Below are 18,887 nucleotides of genomic sequence, written 5' to 3'. Positions count from 1 at the left end.
TTGCACACGACTTTCAGGCGGGGGCCACGGTGAATGCGACGGGGTTGCCGGTACCGCCGGCGACGAGCGCGCCGCCGTCGCCGATCCGGACCGGCGATCCACCCCAGACCAGGGAGTACGTACGGTCGCCGGCCGTGGTGAGAGTGAATCGCTGGGCGGCGGCGCCGGTCCGGCACACGCGGAGGCGGAGGACACCGCCGTCCTCCCGGCTCGCGCACACCCACCCGCCGGGCCGCTTCACCGCGAGCCGCAGGGCGCCGTCGGGCACGACCAGCCAGCGATCGCGCAGTTCCGGATCCTTGCCCTCGGTGCCGGAGACGAGAACCCGATCGTCATCGTCGTACCCGGCCATGACCGTCCCGGCCGGCGCGACCACGGTGAGGGTGACCGGGGTCCGGCCGTCGAACACGCCGGGCAGCTGCGACGCCGGGGCGGCCGGGGGCTCCGGCGGCGGTTCGGCCGGCCCGGACATCAGCCTGGCGGCGCCGCCGGCGAGCGCGAGGACGGTCAGCGCGCCCGCCACGGCCGCGCGGCGGCGCGAGCGGCGCTGCCGGCCCCGGCGGACCACCGCGTCGACCGGGCGAGGGCGCAGCGACGCGGCGCTCTCGGCCAGCAGGCCAGACAGGCGCTCGTTGAGATCGGGCCGCCGCGTCACCGGCTCACTCCCCTCACGTCGGGCTCACCCAGCAGCGAGGCCAGCGCCTTGCGCCCCCGGGACAGCCGGGCCTTGACCGTACCGGCCGGTGTCCCCGTCTCCCGGGCGATCTCGTCCACCGACAGGCCGACCAGGTGGTGCAGCACGATGTCGCGGCGCTGGGCCGGCGACAGCGTCCGCAACGCCTGCATCAGCGCGACGTGGTCGGGGCTCAGCCCGTCGAGCACCTGATCGCCGGCCTCCCGGCGGTGGGCCCGCAACCGGTTGGCGGCCTTGCGCCAGCCGCTGATGGCGATCCGCGTCGCCACCGTACGCACCCAGGCCTCCGGGCTGTCGGCCCGCGAGACCACCGCCCACCGCTGCCAGGCCCGCGCGAAGGCCTCCGCCACCGCGTCCTCCGCCTCGGCCCGGTCGCCGGTCATCAGGAACAGGTGCCCCAGCACCCGCGACGACGAGGCGGCGTAGAACTCCTCGAACTCGGAACTGCCTGGCAACTGAAGGTCCCATCGCGGTCATGATCCGCCGACGATGATAGGCACCTCCGTCCAGCGGTCACACCTCGGACAACGTCACGTCGTCGAACCAGACCGAGCCGGTGTTGCCCCCCGACTTGAGGTGCAGTTGCAGGCCGGCGGCACCGGCCGGCGCCTTCGCGGCGACGGTCAGCCGGGTCCAGCCCGTCGTGCCGGCCGGCAGCGTGGCCGAGCCGGCGCCGCCGAGCCAGCGGCCGTCCACGTCGAACCAGCTCAGCGCCACCTGGGTCGTGCCGGTGGCCGCCGTGCCGCGCGCCCACGCCTCGGCTCGCCAGGTCTTTCCCGGTTGTACGGGCGACAGGGGCGCGACCCGGTACGACGGCGAACCGGCCGCGTTCTTGCCGGTACGGCTGAGCCTCACCGACCACGTGCCGGAGTGCGCGACGTTGTTCACCCTGGTGGCGACGCCGAGCTCGGGCATGAAGGTGGTCCACGGCGTCTGCCCGGCCGGGTTCTCGAAGCCGAGGTCCATGGTGCTGGCCGGGTAGGCCTTACCCGTCCAGGCGGCCTTGACCACGGCGGCCGCCGGCTTCGCGCTGCCGTCGACCCGGTGCAGCCCGTACGCGTACTGGACCGGGGATTTCGCGACCGCCGAGGGCGGGATGGCGCCGGTACGGAAGTCGTTGAGCGTCCACGGCGCGACCGAGCGCACGCCCGCCGCGGCCGCGCCTTGGAACACCCGGGCCAGATAGGCCGCCTGCCCGCCCTCGCCGGCCGACTGCGTGCTGACGCCGGTCTCGCCGATCACCAAAGGTGACGGCGCGACGGCGGCCCGCGCCTGCCGGATCAGGGCCAGGGCGTTCTGCGAGTTGCCGTAGAAGTGGTAGTCGTAGTAGTCCAGCGGCGTGGCCGCCAGCGCGGTTTTCAGCTTCTGCAGGCCCGCGACGCCGGCCTGCCCGCTGATCGAGATGGTGACCGGGGTGGCCGGCACCACCGCCCGTACCACCGGAAGCAGTTTCTTCGCCCAGGCCACCGCGGCGGCGTTGGACGGGTCGAGCTCGTTCTGCAGCCCGATCGAGATGACACGCTTGTCGTCGCGGTACGGCTTGAGGAGCGCGGTCGCCCAGGTGCTGCTGCCGGCGACGTCGGAGTATCCGTTCCACCAGTCGAACAGGGTCAGCTTCACCGTCATGCCGTGCTCGCCGGCCAGAGCGACGAAGGTGGCCAGCTTCGCCGCGTACTCGGGCTTGGGCGTGGGATAGCCGAACACCGTGGGGAACACGATGACGCGGACGCTGTCGGCGCCCAGCGCGCGGGCCTTGGCCAGGTCGGCACCGATGACGACCGGGTCGAACGAGGTCCACATCCGCGACCAGCCGGCCGCCGACGGGTAGTAGTTGATCTGCTTGGCCGTCGTGACGGCGGCGATCCGCCCGGCGAGGGCCGGCGTGGCGGCGGCCGCCGACGCGCGGACCTCGGTCAGCGGTGAGGCCGTGAGCAGAGCGGTGGCGAGTCCCAGGGCAAGCGCGGCGGCCTTGCGCATGAACGGATCAGTCCTTCAGTCCCGACGGAGTGGTGACACCTCCTGTCGGCCGCGCGCACGGCGCGCGCGAGAAGAACTGATTGCCGTTTCGGTAGCAAGTGGGGCGCGGATCAGCTGCTGAGGGTGGCTTCGGTGAGCGCGGCGGTCAGCGGATGGGCAGCTCGACCCGCCGGCCCATGCCGACCCGCGGCGCGTTGGTGTCGGTGATCATCGCGAAGGCGCCCGGTGGCACACCCTTGCGGGTGGCCACCCGGGAGGCCGCCTCCAGCAGCGTCCGCTCGCGGCCGCCGGCGACGAAGAAGATGTACTCGCCGCCCGACTCCTCGCCGTCCTCGGCCTCCTCGATACCGAGCTCCTCCTCAAGGTCGATGAGGAAGTCGCCGACATCGTCGATCCACTCGTCGTCGGCGGTCAGCGGGAAGTGGATCTCCACCATCAAAGCCATGCCGCCATGGTGCACGACCTAGTAATGCAGCGTGATGTCGGCCCGGCGGTTGCGGGCCTTGCCGGGCTCGGTGCCGTTGCCGGTCGTGGCCTTGCCCTGGCCGACGATGATCATGCGGATGCCGAGACCGGTGGCGAGCGCCCGGCACACCACCCGCGCGCGCAGGGTGCTCACCGTTCGCGCGTAGGCGTCGCTGCCCCGGTTGTCGGTGTAGCCGGCGCAGGTCAGGGCACGAACCCCGCCCAGCCGGGCGCGCAGCCCGGTCAGGTACGCCGCCTGCTCCCGGCTCACGGCCGTCGAGCCGGAGGCGAAGTAGATCGAGCGCGGCAACTGGAAGTGCTGAAGCACCACCCGGGTGGCCGCCGTGGCCCTCAGCGCCGAGCCGGTGGTCGCGGCGACCGTGACGGGATAGCCGCCCGGTCGCGCGGTCATGGCGCGGCCCAGCGCGTTCAGCGGGACCGGCACGACGATGCTGCGGCCGGCCGGGACGGAGGCGCTGCCGAAGCTGACCCGCTTGCCCGAGACGGTGCTCCACAGCACGACAGTGCTACGACCGGTCACCGCCCCGCTGTGGGTGATACGTACCAGCGCCGTCCCGTCGACCTTGGTGATCAGGCGGGCCGGCGTGACCAGCCGGATCGGGCCGCTCGGCGCGCCCGGCCCGGGCTGGCCGGTGCCGGCCGCGGTCACCACGGCGGTGTAGCTGCCGGTGACGACCCGGCCGACGGCGTCGGTGATGCGGTACTGGACCGCGGTGGCCCGGCCGGCGAAGCCGGCGACCGGCACGAAGGTGATGACGCCGGTGGTCGTGTCGAGGGCGTACGTGCCCTGGCCCTTGACCGGGAGGGTGCCGACCGGGTCACCGGTCGTGCTCAGCAAGGTGATCGAGCCTCCGGCGGGCACCGGCAGCTTGGTGTTCTGGTTCTGGTCGCCGCCGCCCGAGCTGGTCGGGCTGGTCGGCGGGACGATGACCGGCAGGGCCATCTGCCGGACGGCGCCGCTGCCATCGACGCCCTGAGCCAGGATGGTGTGTCCGCCGGCCGGCACACCGGCCGGGACGGCCACCGTCAGCGCGAAGGCGCCGTTCGCGTCGGTGGTGACGGTGCCGAGCTCGATCGGGGCCGAGTAGAGGGTGACCTTGGTGGTGGAGTTCGGGGCGAACCCGGAGCCGGTGAGGGTGATCTCCTGCTTGGGCAGGACGAGGGACAGCGGTCCCTGGTCCGTCGTCAGCGTCGGGGGCACGTTGGCCGGCAGGCCGGGCGGGGTGATGGGCGCCGTCGGGGTGACGCTCGCCGAAGGGGCCGAGGCCGGCGAGGCGCCGCCCGGCCCGTGGGCGACGACGGTGATCGTGTACGCCCGGCCCGCCTCGGCGCCGATCACGCAGCTGGTCGAGGTCGTCGTGCAGGAGTTCCCGCCCGGCATGGCGACCGCGGTGTAGTCGGTCACCTGCCCGGCGGAGGCCGGCCACGAGACCTTGATCGACGACGTGGCGCCTCGGGCCGCCGGGGTGCCGGGCGCGCCGGGAGCGGGAGTCACCGGCACGGCGGGCGCGACCGGGGTGACCGGCGCCGAGTCGGCCGAGGCGGCGCCCGGGCCGGCGCTGGTGGTGGCGGTCACGCGCAGCGTGTACGCGGTGCCGTTGGTGAGCCCGGTGACCAGGCATGACAGCGTCGCGGTGGTGCAGGTCCGGCCGGCGGCCGGCAGGCCGGCCTGATAGGCCTGCGCGGTGTAGGACGTGATGGGCGCCCCGCCGGTGTTGCCCGGCGCGGTCCAGCTGACGGCGACCTGCCCGTTGCCGGCGGTCACCAGCACGGTGGTGGGGGCGCCGGACGGCCCGACCGGGGTGACCGGCGCCGAGTCGGCCGACTCGGCGCCCGGGCCGGCGCTGGTGGTGGCGGTCACGCGCAGCGTGTACGCGGTGCCGTTGGTCAGCCCGGTGACCGTGCAGGTGAGGGCCGGCGAGTTGACCGTGCACGTCCGGCCGGCCACGGCCTGGCCGGCGGCGTACGCCTGGACCGTGTACGAGGTGACCGGCGAACCGCCGTTGACGCCCGGCGCCGTCCAGGTCAGGGTGGCCGAACCGGAGGCGGTGGAGGCGACGTTCGCGACCGTGGGCGCGCCGGCGGCGCCGAGCGGCGTCACGGCGGCCGACGCGACCGACTCCGCGCTCGTGCCGATCAGGTTGGTGGCGGTGACCCGGTAGGTGTAGGCAGCGCCGTTGGTCAGGCCGGTGACGGTGCAGGTGAGGGTGGGCGCGGTGGCCGTACAGGTCTTGCCCGCGACCGCGTTGCCGCCGCTGTAGGCCTGCACGTCGTACGAGGTGACCGGCGAGCCGCCGTCGTCACCGGGCGCGGTCCAGCTGACCACGGCGCTCTCGTCGCCGACCTGCGCACCGGCCGCGGTCGGCGGCTGCGGCGCGGACGGCCCCGCGGGCGTCAGCTCGACGATCTGGGCCGCGTTCGCCAGCGACGCGTAGAAGTCACCGGCCGGTGAGACCCCGAGGCCCTGCGTCTGGTTCAAGCGCGCGGACAGGGCCGGCATCTTCGTGGTGGTCGGAAAAGTCCAGCCGCTACCGGCCACCACGGTGAGAGTCGCGTTGCCGTTCGTCGCTGTCGTGTCGACCTCGACGATGGTCATCTCCGTGTTGAGGCTGGCGTAGAGGTTCCCGGCGTACGGGGTGCCGACCGGGCCGATCAGGAGTGAGGACGCCTCGTGACCCGCCGGGAGGGTGACCAGGACCGACAGGGTGCCGTCCGGGGCGATCTTGTAGATCGATTCGTAGAACGCGTCCGCGAGGTAGACAGTGTCGTCCGCGGCCACCGCGATGCCGCTGAGCCAGCCCAGGGTGGAAGCGAGGGCCGGGCCCGGGACGGCGGGAGCGATGGTGGTGCTGTTTCCCGCGATGACGGTCAACTGCATCGTGTTGAGGTCGATCTTGGCGGCCTGCGCCATCTGGCAGAAGTACAGCGTGTCGCCGACCACGGCCATCTGGGTCACGTCGTAGACCGCCTGCCCGGCCGCGGGACCGTCGACCAGGGCGGGGAAGGAGCTTCCGGTACCGGCGACGACCGACAGGATGCCCTGCGGGTCGATCTGGTAGATGTAGCGGTCGGTGCCCACATAGGTGTTGCCGTTGTGCCGGGCGACGGACCGCGGAAAACCGACCTGGGTGGCCGGGCCCCCCGGAGAAATGTCGCCGCATCCCCCGCTGCCGGCGATCACGCTGATCACCTTGGCCGGAGTGATCTTGAGGACCCGGCAGCTCATTCCCTCGACTGTGTACATGTCGCCCGACGGGTCGAAGGCTATGTTCCGCGGGGACCCGAGCTTGTTGCCGCCGTCGACCGGCGGGTCGAAGGTCCCGTCTCCCACATAGACGGCGACATCCAAGGTGGGCGTGGCCGCGGCGGCGGGCGAGGGGGCGGCGAGCACGGCGGCGCCGAGAAGTCCGGCCACCGCCGTCCGCAGAAGAAGCCGGAACTTAGTGGGCACAGGGTCACGCTAAATGCGTACGCCCTCGTCCTGTCTCACTTCGGGCAACTGTCTGACGGTCCGGGCGCGGGGCTGCTAGATTGCGGCTCGCTATCGAGGACGTCGATCGTGGGAGCGAGACCACCGCGTGCAGATGAAGCCCCTCCGTACCCACGACCCGCGGGCGCTGGGCGACTACGAGCTCCTCGGACTGCTCGGCGAGGGCGGCATGGGCGCCGTCTACCTGGCTCAGGACCGCGGCGGAAGGACCGTGGCCGTCAAAATCATCCGGGCCGAGTTCGCCGCCCAGGTCGAGTTCCGCGGGCGTTTCCGCAGCGAGGTCCAGCGGGCCCGGCAGGTCCCTCCGTTCTGCACCGCCGCGGTGCTCGACGCCGACCCCGACCACGAGACGCCCTACCTGGTCGTCGAGTACATCGACGGCCCCGACCTGGCCGATCGCGTCACCCGCGACGGCCCGCTCGGCGACGGTGGCCTCTACAGCGTCGCGGTCGGGGTGGCCACCGCGCTGGTCGCCATTCACGGCGCCGGCGTCATCCACCGTGACCTCAAGCCCCGCAACGTCCTTCTCGCGCCGGGCTTCCCGAAAGTGATCGACTTCGGCATCGCGCGGGCGCTCGAGTCGACGAGCGAGCACACTCGCACCGATCAGGTGGTGGGCACGCTCTCCTACATGGCTCCGGAACGCTTGGACGGCGGCGCCGTCACCCCCGCCGTCGACGTGTTCGCCTGGGGCGTGCTGGTGGCCTACGCCGCCACCGGGCGTACGCCGTTCGCCGCCGACACGCCGACCGCCACCGCCGTGCGCATCCTGACCGCCGCGCCGGACCTGACCGGACTTCCGGACGACCTCCACGAGGTGGTCGGGCGGGCGCTGACCAAGAACCCGGCCGAGCGCCCGTCCGCCCAGGATCTGCTCGACGCGCTCCTCACCGGCCGACCCGGTGTCACGCCGCCGCCGCTCCCACCGCGCCGCCCCGGAGTCACCGCACCACCGCTTCCGCCGCGCGGTTCCGGCCCCACGCCGTCGCTCGGTTCGCCGCACCTGACCGCGGGCTCGGCCGCGCCGGCTCCCGCGCGCCGCCGGGCCGTTCACCGGCTGAGCGTCGCCGGCGCGGCGGTCGCGGCGGTTGCCGTGGCCGCGGGTGCTCTGGTGGTGGCCCTGACCGGCGGCGACGGCAGCGAAGCCGCCCCGCCCGCCGCCCGGCCGTCGTCCGGGACCCCGTCCACGCCGGCCGAGGTACGCGTCGTCGACACCCTCACCCGAGCCGGGCAGTGGCGCGACAAGCGGACCGGCGAGTACAGCTGCGAACTCGGCCAGGACGGCCTGGCCGTCGTCACCGGGCCCGGCAACGACGGCGTCACCTGTCCCGGACCGGCCACCGTCTTCGCCGGCAACCAGTCGATCAAGGTGCATTACGACGAGCTGAGCGACGACGCCTGCGCGCTCATCGGGTTCCGCCGCACCGGCCCGGCCCGCTACGAGCTGACCGCCTGCGCCGACGAGATCGCCGTCGCCGCCTACCCGCCGTCCGGCGACGTGCGCACAATCAGCAGCGCCCCGCTGAGGGCCGGCTACGCCGCCCGGCACCAGCTCGTCATCGACATCGTCGACGAGATCGCCACGGTACGGCTGGACGGCGAGAAGCTTCTCACCGCCGTACTGGACGACCCGGCCCTCACCAAGGGCACGACGACCCTGGGCCTGGTCCAGCTGGCCGACGGCGACGACGGCTTCGTCCGCTTCTCGAACATCGACATCCGGTCCGCCCGGCGATGACCCGGCTGTCAGCCGCCGCCGTCGGCGGCGGTCAGCCCGATGCCGCCCGGGACGGCGTCCGTACGGCGCCGGCGTTGGCCGCGATGACCAGCGCGATGGCCAGCCCTTCGACCGGGGTGAGCCGCTGGTGCAGGACGACATAGCCGGCGAGCGCGGCGACGGCGGGCCCCAGGCTCATCAGGACGGCGAAGGTCGTGGTGGGCATGCGGCGCAGCGCCAGCGACTCGAGTGTGTAAGGCAGTGCGGAGGACAGCAGCGCCACTGCGGCGCCCATCGCCACGACGCCCGGGTCGACCAGCGCGGTTCCGGCTGTGCCGGCGCCGAAGGGAAGAGTGATGACCGCGGCCGCGGTCATGGCCAGGGCCAGGCCGTCGGTCCGGGGAAACCGTTGCCCGGCCCGTGCACTGGCCACGATGTATCCGGCCCAGACCGCGCCCGCCGCCGCGGCGAAGCCGATCCCGGCCGGGGTGAGCCGATCGAAGCCGGCGGTGCTCAGCAACGCCACCCCGGTGGCGGCCAGGCCGGCCCACAGCCAGCTCGCCGCGCGGCGGGCGGTCAGCACCGACAGCACGAGCGGCCCCAGCACCTCCAGCATCACCACGGGACCGAGCGGGATCAGCGCGATCGCGTGGTAGGCCAGCGTGTTCATGCCGGCGAGCGCCGCGCCGAATCCGCCGACCAACAACCAGTCCGCGCGCCGATGTCCCCGTACGCGGGGGCGGCACACCGCCAGTAGCACGAGCGCCGCGATGGTCAGTCGCAGTGTCACGACTCCGTCCACCCCGACGCGGGGGAACAGCAGCGCCGCGACCGCGCCGCCGAACGGGCCCGACAGCAAGGCTCCCAGTACCAGCCCTACCGCCCCGCCGCGCCTGGTCGAAGCGGGGACGGGGTCGAGAACGTTGACCATGCGACCGACGTTATGAGCCGGGCGGCCGGCCGGGAAATGCCGAATTCAGTGTGGTTATGCTCGGCTGTCATGACCGTGGAGCTGCGGCATCTGCGCGCCTTCCTCGCCATCGCCGCCGAAGGCACCATCACCGGCGCCGCGGCCCGGCTGCACGTGACGCAACCGGCGCTCTCCCGCACCCTGCGCCAACTGGAAGCGCACCTCGGCGTCCGTCTGATCGACCGGTCCACCCATCACTTAGAACTCACCGCCGCCGGACACGCGTTCCAGCCGCGGGCCGCCGCCGCGGTCACGGCCGTCGACGAGGCACTCGACCCGGTCCGCGCCGGGACCTGGCCCCTCCGTCTCGGCCACGCCTGGTCGGCACTGGGCGAACACACCACGGCACTGCTGCGGGGCTGGAAGCGGGAGCACCCGGACACTCCCCTGCGGCTCCTGCGCGTCGACGATCGCACCGCCGGACTCGACCGTGGCTCCGTCGACGTCGCCGTCATCCGGGGCGAGCCCGGCCTGCCGGCCGAGGTGAACACCGTGGTCCTGCTGCTCGAGCCGCGCGTCGCCGCTGTCGCCGCCGACAGCCCCCTCACCGGGAGAACACGACTCACCCTGCACGATCTCACCGCCCAGCCGATCGCTCTCAACGCCATCGCCGGCACCGCGACTCTCGGCCTCTGGCCTGAGGATGACACCCCTGACCACATCATCGAGGTCGCCAACACCGACGACTGGATCGCGGCCATCGCCGCCGGCCAGGCGGCCGGCGTCACCACCACCGCCACCGCGGCCACGTACCCGAATCCGGCCGTCGCCTACATCCCGCTCGCCGGGGTACCACCTGTCCCGGTCCACCTGGCCTGGAAGCAACCACCGAGCCACCCCGCCGTACCGGATTTCCTCGCCCTGGCCCGGCGGCTCATCCGCACACCACACGACCCCGCGTGTAGCCGTCCCGCGTGGCCACCGAGGAAACCGTGAAGCGGGCACTGATACTCAACGGAGTCGCGGGCGTCGGCAAGTCCACGGTGGCTCAGGCCATCGGCGGGCTCCTCACCGCTACGGGATCCATCACCGCGGTCGTCGACACCGACGCGCTGGCCCAGTTCGGTCCGCCGCCGGCGCTCGGCGAGCGCGGCTTCTACGACGAACTCAAGTGTCTGAACCTGACCGCCGTGTGGGCCAACTTCCGGGTCCTCGGCGCCGAGCACCTTGTCGTCAGCGCGGGCATCGACAGTCTCGCCCTCCGGGCCCGATACGCGGCCGGCCTCGCCGATTGCGCAGTCCAGCTGGTCCGGTTGACGGCGGCTCCGGACACCGTCCGCCGGCGACTCCGGGACCGCGACGGAGAGGCGGGCGCCCAGCGGCACCTGAAGCGGTTGGCCGAGCAGGAGGCCCGACTCGATGACCTGTCGCTGGAGGACTTCACCGTGGTCAATGATCGTCCCAGCGTGGTGGTCGCGAGGGAGGTCGCCCTCCGAGCCGGATGGATCCGCCCCGGTTCGGGAGATTGACCAGGACGGTGACTCTGCCGTGAGGGCCGCCGGGACGAATCACGCACGCCAGGCCGGGGCCGGCGGCGGATCAGCGCCACGACGCCGCCCACCAGGGACGACAGGCCGAGCCCGATCGCGATGCCGATCAGCGGGTTCTCGGCGAAGGCGGCGCCGCCCAGCACGCCGAGGCCGGCGTGGTAGGCCGCCCACGCCACCGCGGCGAGTGCCGAGGCCGGGCTGAACCGGGACAGGGGCAACCGGGCCGTGCCACAGGCGAGGTTCGTCGCGAGGCGGCCACCCGGCAGGAAACGGGACATCAGGATCAGCAGGCCGGGGCGGCGTTCGATCCGCCGCCCGGCCACGGCCACGGCCCGGCCGATCCGCGGGAAACGGCCGAGCAGCCGCGGCCCGGCGGCGGTGCGGCCCAGCCCGTACACCACGTGGTCGCTGACGAACACGCCGACCGCGGCCGCCGCGATGACCAGCAGCAGGTTCGGTGTGCCGGCGCGGGCGAACACGCCGGCCGTCAGCACCGCCGCCTCGGAGGGGACCACCGGCACGACGCCGTCCACGCCGACCAGCGCCACCAGCAGCGGGTACAGCATCGGCGAGGTCATCATCGGGGTGAGCAGGCTCATCAGGTCCATGCCGGCAAGCGTGGATCTCGGGCACCGGCCACGGCGTCATCCTCGGGTAGGGGGTCGTGTCCATCGCCGGCCGGACGCCGGACGTGGATCTTCCGGATACGGTGTGCACGTGACAGCGCCGAACGAATGGTTGCGGTGGTGGCTGGTTGCCGGCGGGCTCGCGCTCGTCGCCCTGCCCGTGAACGCGACGCTGTCCGCCCTGGTGTTCGGCGTTCCCCCGCTGGTCGCGGTGCTCACCGGCATCGCCCAGGCCGCCGCGCTGCCCCTGGTCCTCGTCCGGCCGCGCGCGGCGACCGCCCTGCAGCTGCTGGCTGTGGTCGTCGTCGCGCTGGCCCTGCCGCCCGACTCGGTGTCGACGTGGCCGCTCACCGTGCCGGGGCTGCTGACGCTGATCGCGCACGCCGGGCTGGTCGCGGCCCGCTGCAGCGACCGCGACGCCGCGCTGACCTGGTGCGTGAGCTCGGTGCTGCTGCCCATCGTGGCGCTGCTCGATCCGTACGGCCGTTCGGCCGGCGACGGCCTGCTGATCGAGATCCTGTACCCGGCGTTGTCGGCGCTCGTCGTCGGCGCCGTCCTGCTGGTCCGCCGGTGGCGGGCGGTCCGCCGGGAACTCGCCGACGCCCGCCGCGACGTCGAGATCGAGCAGAACCAGCGGGCGGTCGCCGAGGAGCGCACCCGGATCGCGCGTGAACTGCACGACGTCGTGGCGCACGGCATGTCGGTCATCCACATGCAGGCCACTTCCGCCTCGTACCGGATCGAGAACCTGGATCCGGTGGCGGAGGCGGAGTTCACCCGGATCGCCACCGGCGCGCGGGCGGCCATGCGCGAGATGCGGCAGTTGCTGTCGGTGCTGCGGGCGGAGGACGCCGACGCGGAGCTGGCCCCGGTGCCCGGCCTGGACGGGGTGCCGGACCTGGTGGCGTCGGCGCAGCGGGCAGGGCTGCCGGTCGAGGTTGCCCAGGCCGAGGCCGTACGGACGGCGGCCGTGCCGGAGACGGTGGCCCTGACCGCGTACCGGCTCATCCAGGAGTCGCTGAGCAACGTCATCCGGCACGCGCCCGGAGCCCGTACGCGAATCGAAATCGATGTCGAAGGAAGTGATCTGGTGCTGTCCGTGCTGAACGATGCCGCGCCGCGACCGGCCGAGCCGATGGAGTCCTCCGAGGTGACCGGGCACGGGCTGACCGGCATGCGGGAACGGGTCCGGCAGGCCGGTGGAACCTTGGAGACCGGCGTCCGCGCCGGCGGCGGCTACCGGGTCGCGGCTCGCCTGCCGATCGGCGCCGAGCAGTGATCCGCGCCCTCATCGTGGACGACCAGGCGATGATCCGGATGGGCATCCGGGCCATCCTGCAGGCGCAACCCGACATCGAGGTCGTCGGCGAGGCGGAGAACGGGCAGGCCGGCCTGGACAGCAGCCGCCGGCTGCGGCCCGACGTCGTTCTGATGGACGTACGGATGCCGGTGCTCGACGGGCTCGCCGCCACCCGGGCCCTGCTCGGCCCGGATCGCCCGGCCGGGCACACGCCGCGCGTGCTGATGCTGACGACGTTCGACCTCGACGACTACATCTACGAGGCCCTGCAGGCCGGCGCCAGCGGGTTCCTGCTCAAGGACAGCGAGCCCGACGAGCTGGTCCAGGCCGTCCGGGTGGTGGCCGGCGGTGACGCGCTGCTGGCGCCGCGCATCACCCGCCGGCTCATCGAGAACTTCGTCGAGGCGCGACCGCGCCGGCCGGCCGGCGCGGTCGCGCTGAACGCCCTGACCGACCGTGAACGGGAGGTCCTGCGCCTGCTCGCCCAGGGCCGGTCCAACACCGAGATCGCCGGCACGCTGTTCATCTCGGAGCCGACCACCAAGACCCACGTCAGCCGGATCCTGCAGAAGCTCGGCTTGCGCGACCGGGTCCAGGCCGTGGTGTTCGGCTACGAGAACGGTCTGGTCACACCCGGGCGGCCCGGTCCCTCCGAGGCTCGATAGGCGCCGGCGCCGGGTTCTCGAACCGGCGCACCAGCACGACGAGGCCGGCCAGCGCGAGCCCGAGCACCGGATACCAGGCGAGGCGGGCGGCGACCCAGCCGCCGTCGATCGGCGCGTCACCGAGGCCGGGCAGCGTGCCGAGCCGGCGGGCGGCCTCGGAGACGCCCACGAGCGCCACCTGATGCCAGCAGAACACGCTCATCGCGCTCAGGTTCAGGACGGTCACCGCGGCCCAGACGCGCGGCCGGCGCAGCAGCCGCTCGATCCGGGCGCGCAGCAGCAGCGCGGCGCCGGCCTGGATCGCGGCGAGGGCCGGGACCATCAGCGACGGCGGGTTCGAATTGGACCGTACGGATCCGGGCACGCTCACGATGCTCACCGGGTAGTCGAGGACGGCCAGCAGGACCACGAACGTCGCCAGGCCACCGGCGAGCAGACCGGCCGCCACGCGCCGGCCGACCCGTCCGGCCGACCAGGCCATCCCCAGCTGGTAGGCGAAGAACCAGGCCGGCAGCACGCTCAGATAGCCGACGGCGGCCGGTTCGGCGGCCGGGCCGAAGCGCAGCAGGTCCACCACGGCGACCGCACCGGCGAAGGCCAGGACGACTCGCAGGCCACCGATCCGGTCGAGCTTGAGGGCGTACGGGGTGAGCGCGGTGATCACCGCGTACACGCCCATGAACCACAACGGCTGAAGGAACAGGACCACTGTCGTACGGGCGGTCCCGGCGCCCAGCCCGAACAGGCTCAGCACCGGCAGGGCCACGGCCAGGATCACCGCCGCGGCGGCCACCGGCCGGCCGATCCGCCACAGCCGGCGGCGTACCCAGTGGGCGTCGGTCTCGCCCCTCTCCCGGGCCCGGCGCAGCCCCTGCGCCGCCGTGTAGCCGCCGACGAGGAAGAACAGTCCCAGCATCTGCAGGAACCAGGTGGCCGGGTGCAGCCACTCCAGATGACGCATCGGGCTGTCGATCCGCAGCCCGCCGGCCGGGGTGGCGACCAGCGCCCCGACCAGCCAATGTCCACTCACGACCCCGAGGATGGCCAGCGCCCGGAGCCCGTCGATGAATCTATCCCGTTGCCGCATGGCGCCCCTCCGCTGTTGACGAGGCACCGAAGCTACGAACCACCGGGCCGCGACCGCGTCGGGCGCGAGGTGTATCCCGCATGGTCCCGCGGACTGACGACGGGCGCGTGGTGGGTTCTCCACGCTTGTCCACATGAACGCTCTTGGTGAAACCACTCTCGCGGTCGAGCTGACCGGGGTCCGGCGACGATACGGCCGGGGGCCACGGGCGGTGACCGCGCTCGCGGGAATCGATCTGGCGCTGTCGCGGGGCACGTTCACGGCCGTCATGGGTCCCTCGGGATCGGGCAAGTCCACTTTCCTGCAGTGCGCGGCGGGGCTCGACCGGCCGTCGGAGGGCTCGGTGCGGCTGGGCGGTACGGAGATCACCGGAATGAACGAGAACGAGCTGACCGAACTGCGCCGCCGCCGGCTCGGGTTCGTCTTCCAGGCGTTCAACCTGCTGCCGTCGCTGACGGTGGAGCAGAACGTCCTGCTGCCCACGCGCCTGGCCGGGCAGCGCCCGGACCGCCGCCGGGCGGCCGACGTGCTGGGGAAGGTCGGGCTCGCCGACAAGGCGCGGCGCCGCCCCGGCGAGCTGTCCGGCGGCCAGCAACAGCGGGTGGCCGTCGCCCGTGCTCTCATCGGCGATCCGGACGTGATCTTCGCGGACGAGCCCACCGGCGCCCTCGACACCGGCACCGCCGCCGAAGTCCTCGGCCTGCTCCGGAACGCGGTGGACGTCCTCGGCGCCACCGTCGTCATGGTGACCCTCGACCCGGTCGCCGCCGCGTGGGCCGACCGGGTGCTGTTCCTCGCCGACGGCGCGTTCGCCGACAGTCTGGAGGGTGGTTCGCCGGCCCGGATCGCGGCGCGGATGTCAGCACCTTTTCGCTCGGGTGTGACGGCGGGGGCGGCGGCATGAGGCGTCCCACCGGGCTCGCCCGCGCGGCCATCCGGTTCAAGCCGGCGTCGTTCGCGGGCACCTTCCTCGCCCTGCTGATGTGCGCGCTGATCGTCTCGGCCTGCGGCATCCTGCTGGAGACCGGCCTGCGCGCGTCGGTGCCGCCGGTCCGCTACGCGAACGCGCCGGTCATCGTGGCCGCCGACCAGTACGAGTACGTCGTCACCGGCAGCGGTGAGGACGAGGAGCGGGAAGCGGTGCCGCTGCCGGACACCGCGCGGCTGGACGCCGGGCTGGCGGCGAAGGCGGCCTCGGCGCCGGGTGCGGCCGCGGCGGTCGCGGACTACACCTTTCCGGTACGGGCGGCGACACTGCCCGGCGGCGTGCTCACCGGACACGGATGGGGCTCCCACCTGTTCACCGGCGTCACGGTGACGGCCGGCGCCGCCCCCGGTGACGGCGAGGTCGTGCTCGGCCGGAACGCGGCCGCCGTCGGCGACACCGTCACCCTCGAGACCGCTTCCGGGCGGCGGGAGTTCCGCGTGTCCGGCGTCGCCGGCGCGGACGGCCCGCTCGCCTGGTTCGCCGACGGCCAGGCGGCCACGCTCGCCGGGCATCCCGGCCGCGCCGACGCCATCGCCGTGCTGCCCGCGCCGGGGACCGATGCCGCCGAGCTGGCCGCTTCGGTGACCGCGGCGCTGGCCGGCTCCGGAGTCCGGGTGCACGCGGGCGACGACCGCGGCGCCGTGGAGGATCCCGGCCTCGGCTACGCCAAGGAGACCCTGTTCGGCATCGGCGGCTCGTTCGGTGGCATCGCCGCCATCGTGGCCGTCTTCACCGCCGCCGCCACCGTGGCCCTGTCCGTGTCGCAGCGGGCCCGGGAGTTCGCCCTGCTGCGCGCCGTCGGGGCCACCCCGCGGCAGATCCGCCGCGCGGTCGCCGCCGAGGCGTTGCTGATCGCACCGCCGGCCGGGATCGCCGGCCTGCTGCCCGGCCTCGGTCTCGCGACGTGGTGGTTCGAGCAGTTGCGGGACCGCGGCGCCGTCCCGGCCGCGGTGCAGCTGCACATCTCGGCGATGCCCATGCTCATCGCGGTCGCTGCCGGGCTGCTCACGGCACTAGGAGCCGGCTGGATGGCGGGTCGCCGGCCAGCCCGGACCAGGCCGGGCCAGGCGCTCGCCGACGCGTCGGCGGAACGGCTGCGGCCGGGCGGCGCCCGCACCGTCCTCGGTCTCGCCGCTCTCGCCGGCGGCCTCGCGCTCACCGGTGTCTCGGCCCGCTCCGCCGGCGACGACGCGGCCGGCGCCGCGCTCGGCGTGGTCATGCTGTTCATGCTGGCGGTCGGCCTGCTCGGCCCGCTGCTGGCCCGGCTGTCCGCCGGCCTGTTCGGCCTGCCCCTGCGCGGCGGCGGCCCGGCGGCCGGACTCGCCGCCGCCAACTCCCGTACGAACGCCCGCCGGCTCGCCTCGGCCTTCACCCCGATCGTGCTCGCCATGGCCTTCGCCTCGACCCTCGTCTTCATGCACACGAGCGAGAACCATGCCGCCGGCAAGCAGCTGCGCGCGGGCCTCACGGCCGACCACGTCGTCACGAACCCGGCCGGGCTCGCGGCGGACGCGAGGTCGGAGGCAGCCCGTACGCCCGGTGTGGAAGCCGTTGTGGCGGTGCTCGACACCCAGGTGCTGGTGCCGATCGGCGCCGGCGAGTTCACGTCGTTGCGAGGGGCGTCGGTCCAGGGCATCACCGGCTCCGGCGCCGAGCTCGCCGAGGTGCAGGACCTGGACGTCCGCGAGGGCAGCCTCGACGCGCTCGGCGGCGACCGGATCGCCATCGACACCACACTGGCCACCGCGGCCGGCCGGGGCGTCGGCGACCGGCTCCCGCTCTACCTTCCCGACGGCACCCGGGCCAGCCCCGAGATCATCGCGGTGTACGGCCGCGGTCTCGGGCTCGGCACGGTGACGATGGACCGGGCGTCGCTGGCCGGGCACGTGACCTCGGGCTTCGACGACGCCCTGCTGGTGCGGGGCGGCCCGGCCGAACCGCTGACCGCCCTCGGCACGGTCACCGGCGCCGCCGGCTACGCCAGCCGGCCGAGCCCCGACGCGGAACTGGGCGCGTGGACCACCAACACGATGGCCGCCGTCCTGGGTGGTTTCGCCGCCATCGCCGCCGTGAACACCCTGGTCATGACGGTCCTCGACCGCCGCCGGGAGCTGCGCATGCTGCACCTGGTCGGCTCCACCCGCCGCCAGATCCTCACCATGCTCCACTGGGAAAGCCTGCTCGTCTCCCTGGCGGGCGTCATCCTCGGTTCCGCGATCGCGGCGGCCACCCTGTTCCCGATGATGCGCGGCACCACCGGCGAGGCCCCCTACATCCCGCTTCTGACGTACGGCTCCTTCACCGCCGCCGCCATCGGTCTGGCCCTGCTCGCGGTCACTCTCCCGGCCCGAGCCGTCCTGCGCCGCCGGCGCTCAGGGTAGCGGCGGCGTGCTGTCGTCCTGGTCGTTCAGCCAGCCCCGCTTGGCGGCCAGGACGGCGATCTGGAAGCGGGTTCGGGCGCCGAGCTGGACGCCCACGTCGCTGATGTGCTGCTGGACCGTGCGGCGGCTGATGTCGAGGACTCGGGCGATCGTCTCGTCCTTCATGCCGACCGCCATCATCCGCAGGATCTCCCGGGTCCGCGCGTCCCGGCCCGAGGTCCCGTCGGACAGTTCGCGCCGCTTCGTCAGGGACACCGGCTCGGCGCGCTCCCACACGCTCTCGAACAGCGCCACCAGCGCCGTCACCAGGGTGGGCGAGTGCACCACGAGCGAACCCGACGACGGGCGGTCGCCCCAGATCGGCAGCAGGGCGGCCGTCCGGTCGAAGATGACCAGCTTCACCGGGATCTGCGAGGTCAGCCGCAGCGTGCCGCCCCGGCCCGTGCCGCGCAGCGCCGTCATGAGGGAGACCGCGTCGGTGAAACCGTCCGACTCGTACACCGATCGCATCCGCAGGCCCGGCTTCACCGCGACCGCGCCGTCCGAGGCCGACCCGCCCGTCACGTACGGCGGCTTCGCCAGGTGCAGCACCTCGAAGGAGCTCTCGGTCAGCAACTGGAGGTAACGCGCCGGTACGTCGTCCTGGCTCCTCAGCACCTCCACCATGTCCGTGGCGCGCGGCCCGGACACCGCGTCGTGCGCTTCGACGAGCCGTTCCACGACGTCCTCGACCAGGGCCAGCTCGGCCCGCCGCCGGGCCAGCAGGGCACCGAGCGACGGCCGGGGCGGCGCCGCCGCCCACCGTGGCACCGCACCGCCGATCCGCGACGCCAGGGCCTCGTCGACCAGCAGCCGCAGTGCTCGTTCCGCCTCCGCCGGTGACACCCCGGCCGCGGCCGCCACCTCGTCGCGGCCGGCCGACCGTACGGCCATCAGGTGTTCCAGCACCCGGCCGGCCAGCGGGTCGAGACCGGTCGCCGACCAGGGTATGTCCGTTTCGTCCATGCGTTGGTGCG

Annotated in this window: 15 protein-coding genes; 6 read left to right on the top strand and 9 right to left on the bottom strand. The window is 73.6% G+C overall.

Annotated features, from left to right (window positions below; all coding sequences use genetic code 11):
* Positions 1-13: 13 nt before the first annotated feature.
* The 5 genes from ACGFJ7_RS21345 to ACGFJ7_RS21325 form a co-directional block, all read right to left on the bottom strand.
* Entirely contained in the window at positions 14-655 is a 642-nt protein-coding gene (locus tag ACGFJ7_RS21345; RefSeq protein WP_360256189.1) for a hypothetical protein, read from the bottom strand.
* Positions 652-1,149, bottom strand: coding sequence for a SigE family RNA polymerase sigma factor (locus ACGFJ7_RS21340; RefSeq protein ID WP_360256187.1), 498 nt, complete (start codon positions 1,147-1,149; stop codon positions 652-654). The genes ACGFJ7_RS21345 and ACGFJ7_RS21340 overlap by 4 nt, the downstream gene beginning before the upstream one ends.
* Positions 1,150-1,207: 58 nt before the next feature.
* The gene (locus tag ACGFJ7_RS21335) at positions 1,208-2,671 is read right to left on the bottom strand and encodes a glycosyl hydrolase (protein WP_360256185.1); all 1,464 of its coding nucleotides are present in this window, start codon (positions 2,669-2,671) and stop codon (positions 1,208-1,210) included.
* Positions 2,672-2,816: 145 nt separating this feature from the next.
* Positions 2,817-3,116: a hypothetical protein gene (locus tag ACGFJ7_RS21330; RefSeq protein WP_360256182.1), complete on the bottom strand. Its 300-nt coding sequence runs from the start codon at positions 3,114-3,116 to the stop codon at positions 2,817-2,819.
* 18 nt (positions 3,117-3,134) lie between these two features.
* A complete protein-coding gene (locus tag ACGFJ7_RS21325) occupies positions 3,135-6,608 on the bottom strand; it encodes a fibronectin type III domain-containing protein (protein WP_360256178.1) in 3,474 nt (1,157 codons plus the stop codon).
* A gap of 133 nt (positions 6,609-6,741) precedes the next feature.
* On the opposite strand from ACGFJ7_RS21325, the gene ACGFJ7_RS21320 reads away from it, so the two are divergent.
* The gene (locus tag ACGFJ7_RS21320) at positions 6,742-8,385 is read left to right on the top strand and encodes a serine/threonine-protein kinase (protein ID WP_360256615.1); all 1,644 of its coding nucleotides are present in this window, start codon (positions 6,742-6,744) and stop codon (positions 8,383-8,385) included.
* A gap of 31 nt (positions 8,386-8,416) precedes the next feature.
* Here ACGFJ7_RS21320 and ACGFJ7_RS21315 read toward each other — a convergent pair whose 3' ends face one another.
* The gene (locus tag ACGFJ7_RS21315) at positions 8,417-9,295 is read right to left on the bottom strand and encodes an EamA family transporter (protein WP_360256176.1); all 879 of its coding nucleotides are present in this window, start codon (positions 9,293-9,295) and stop codon (positions 8,417-8,419) included.
* Positions 9,296-9,364: 69 nt separating this feature from the next.
* Here ACGFJ7_RS21315 and ACGFJ7_RS21310 point away from each other — a divergent pair, with 69 nt between their 5' ends.
* Entirely contained in the window at positions 9,365-10,270 is a 906-nt protein-coding gene (locus ACGFJ7_RS21310) for a LysR family transcriptional regulator (RefSeq protein ID WP_360256173.1), read from the top strand.
* A 160-nt stretch (positions 10,271-10,430) separates the two neighbouring features.
* Here ACGFJ7_RS21310 and ACGFJ7_RS21305 read toward each other — a convergent pair whose 3' ends face one another.
* Positions 10,431-11,432, bottom strand: a complete 1,002-nt coding sequence (locus ACGFJ7_RS21305; RefSeq protein WP_360256171.1) for a VTT domain-containing protein — start codon at positions 11,430-11,432, stop codon at positions 10,431-10,433.
* A gap of 109 nt (positions 11,433-11,541) precedes the next feature.
* On the opposite strand from ACGFJ7_RS21305, the gene ACGFJ7_RS21300 reads away from it, so the two are divergent.
* Positions 11,542-12,729, top strand: a complete 1,188-nt coding sequence (locus ACGFJ7_RS21300) for a histidine kinase (RefSeq protein ID WP_360256169.1) — start codon at positions 11,542-11,544, stop codon at positions 12,727-12,729.
* Positions 12,726-13,415 carry a response regulator transcription factor gene (locus ACGFJ7_RS21295; RefSeq protein WP_360256167.1) on the top strand — a complete coding sequence of 230 codons (690 nt, stop codon included), beginning with the start codon at positions 12,726-12,728 and terminating at the stop codon, positions 13,413-13,415. The genes ACGFJ7_RS21300 and ACGFJ7_RS21295 overlap by 4 nt, the downstream gene beginning before the upstream one ends.
* On the opposite strand, the gene ACGFJ7_RS21290 is transcribed toward ACGFJ7_RS21295, so the two are convergent.
* On the bottom strand, positions 13,378-14,502 hold the full coding sequence (locus ACGFJ7_RS21290) for an acyltransferase (protein WP_392643314.1): 1,125 nt from the start codon (positions 14,500-14,502) through the stop codon (positions 13,378-13,380). The two genes, ACGFJ7_RS21295 and ACGFJ7_RS21290, sit on opposite strands and share 38 nt — an antisense overlap.
* A gap of 133 nt (positions 14,503-14,635) precedes the next feature.
* Between ACGFJ7_RS21290 and ACGFJ7_RS21285 the strand changes: the two genes are divergently transcribed.
* A complete protein-coding gene (locus ACGFJ7_RS21285) occupies positions 14,636-15,406 on the top strand; it encodes an ABC transporter ATP-binding protein (RefSeq protein ID WP_392643312.1) in 771 nt (256 codons plus the stop codon).
* A complete protein-coding gene (locus ACGFJ7_RS21280) occupies positions 15,403-17,871 on the top strand; it encodes an FtsX-like permease family protein (protein WP_392643310.1) in 2,469 nt (822 codons plus the stop codon). The genes ACGFJ7_RS21285 and ACGFJ7_RS21280 overlap by 4 nt, the downstream gene beginning before the upstream one ends.
* Here the strand turns inward: ACGFJ7_RS21280 and ACGFJ7_RS21275 are convergent.
* A complete protein-coding gene (locus ACGFJ7_RS21275) occupies positions 17,863-18,876 on the bottom strand; it encodes a helix-turn-helix transcriptional regulator (RefSeq protein WP_360256160.1) in 1,014 nt (337 codons plus the stop codon). The two genes, ACGFJ7_RS21280 and ACGFJ7_RS21275, sit on opposite strands and share 9 nt — an antisense overlap.
* Positions 18,877-18,887 lie beyond the last annotated feature (11 nt).

The sequence above is a fragment of the Actinoplanes sp. NPDC048988 genome (assembly GCF_043197815.1).
In the GTDB taxonomy this organism is placed as follows: Bacteria; Actinomycetota; Actinomycetes; order Mycobacteriales; family Micromonosporaceae; genus Actinoplanes.
Note: the sequence above shows the minus strand (reverse complement) of the source record. Positions and strands in the feature narration are given on the sequence as shown.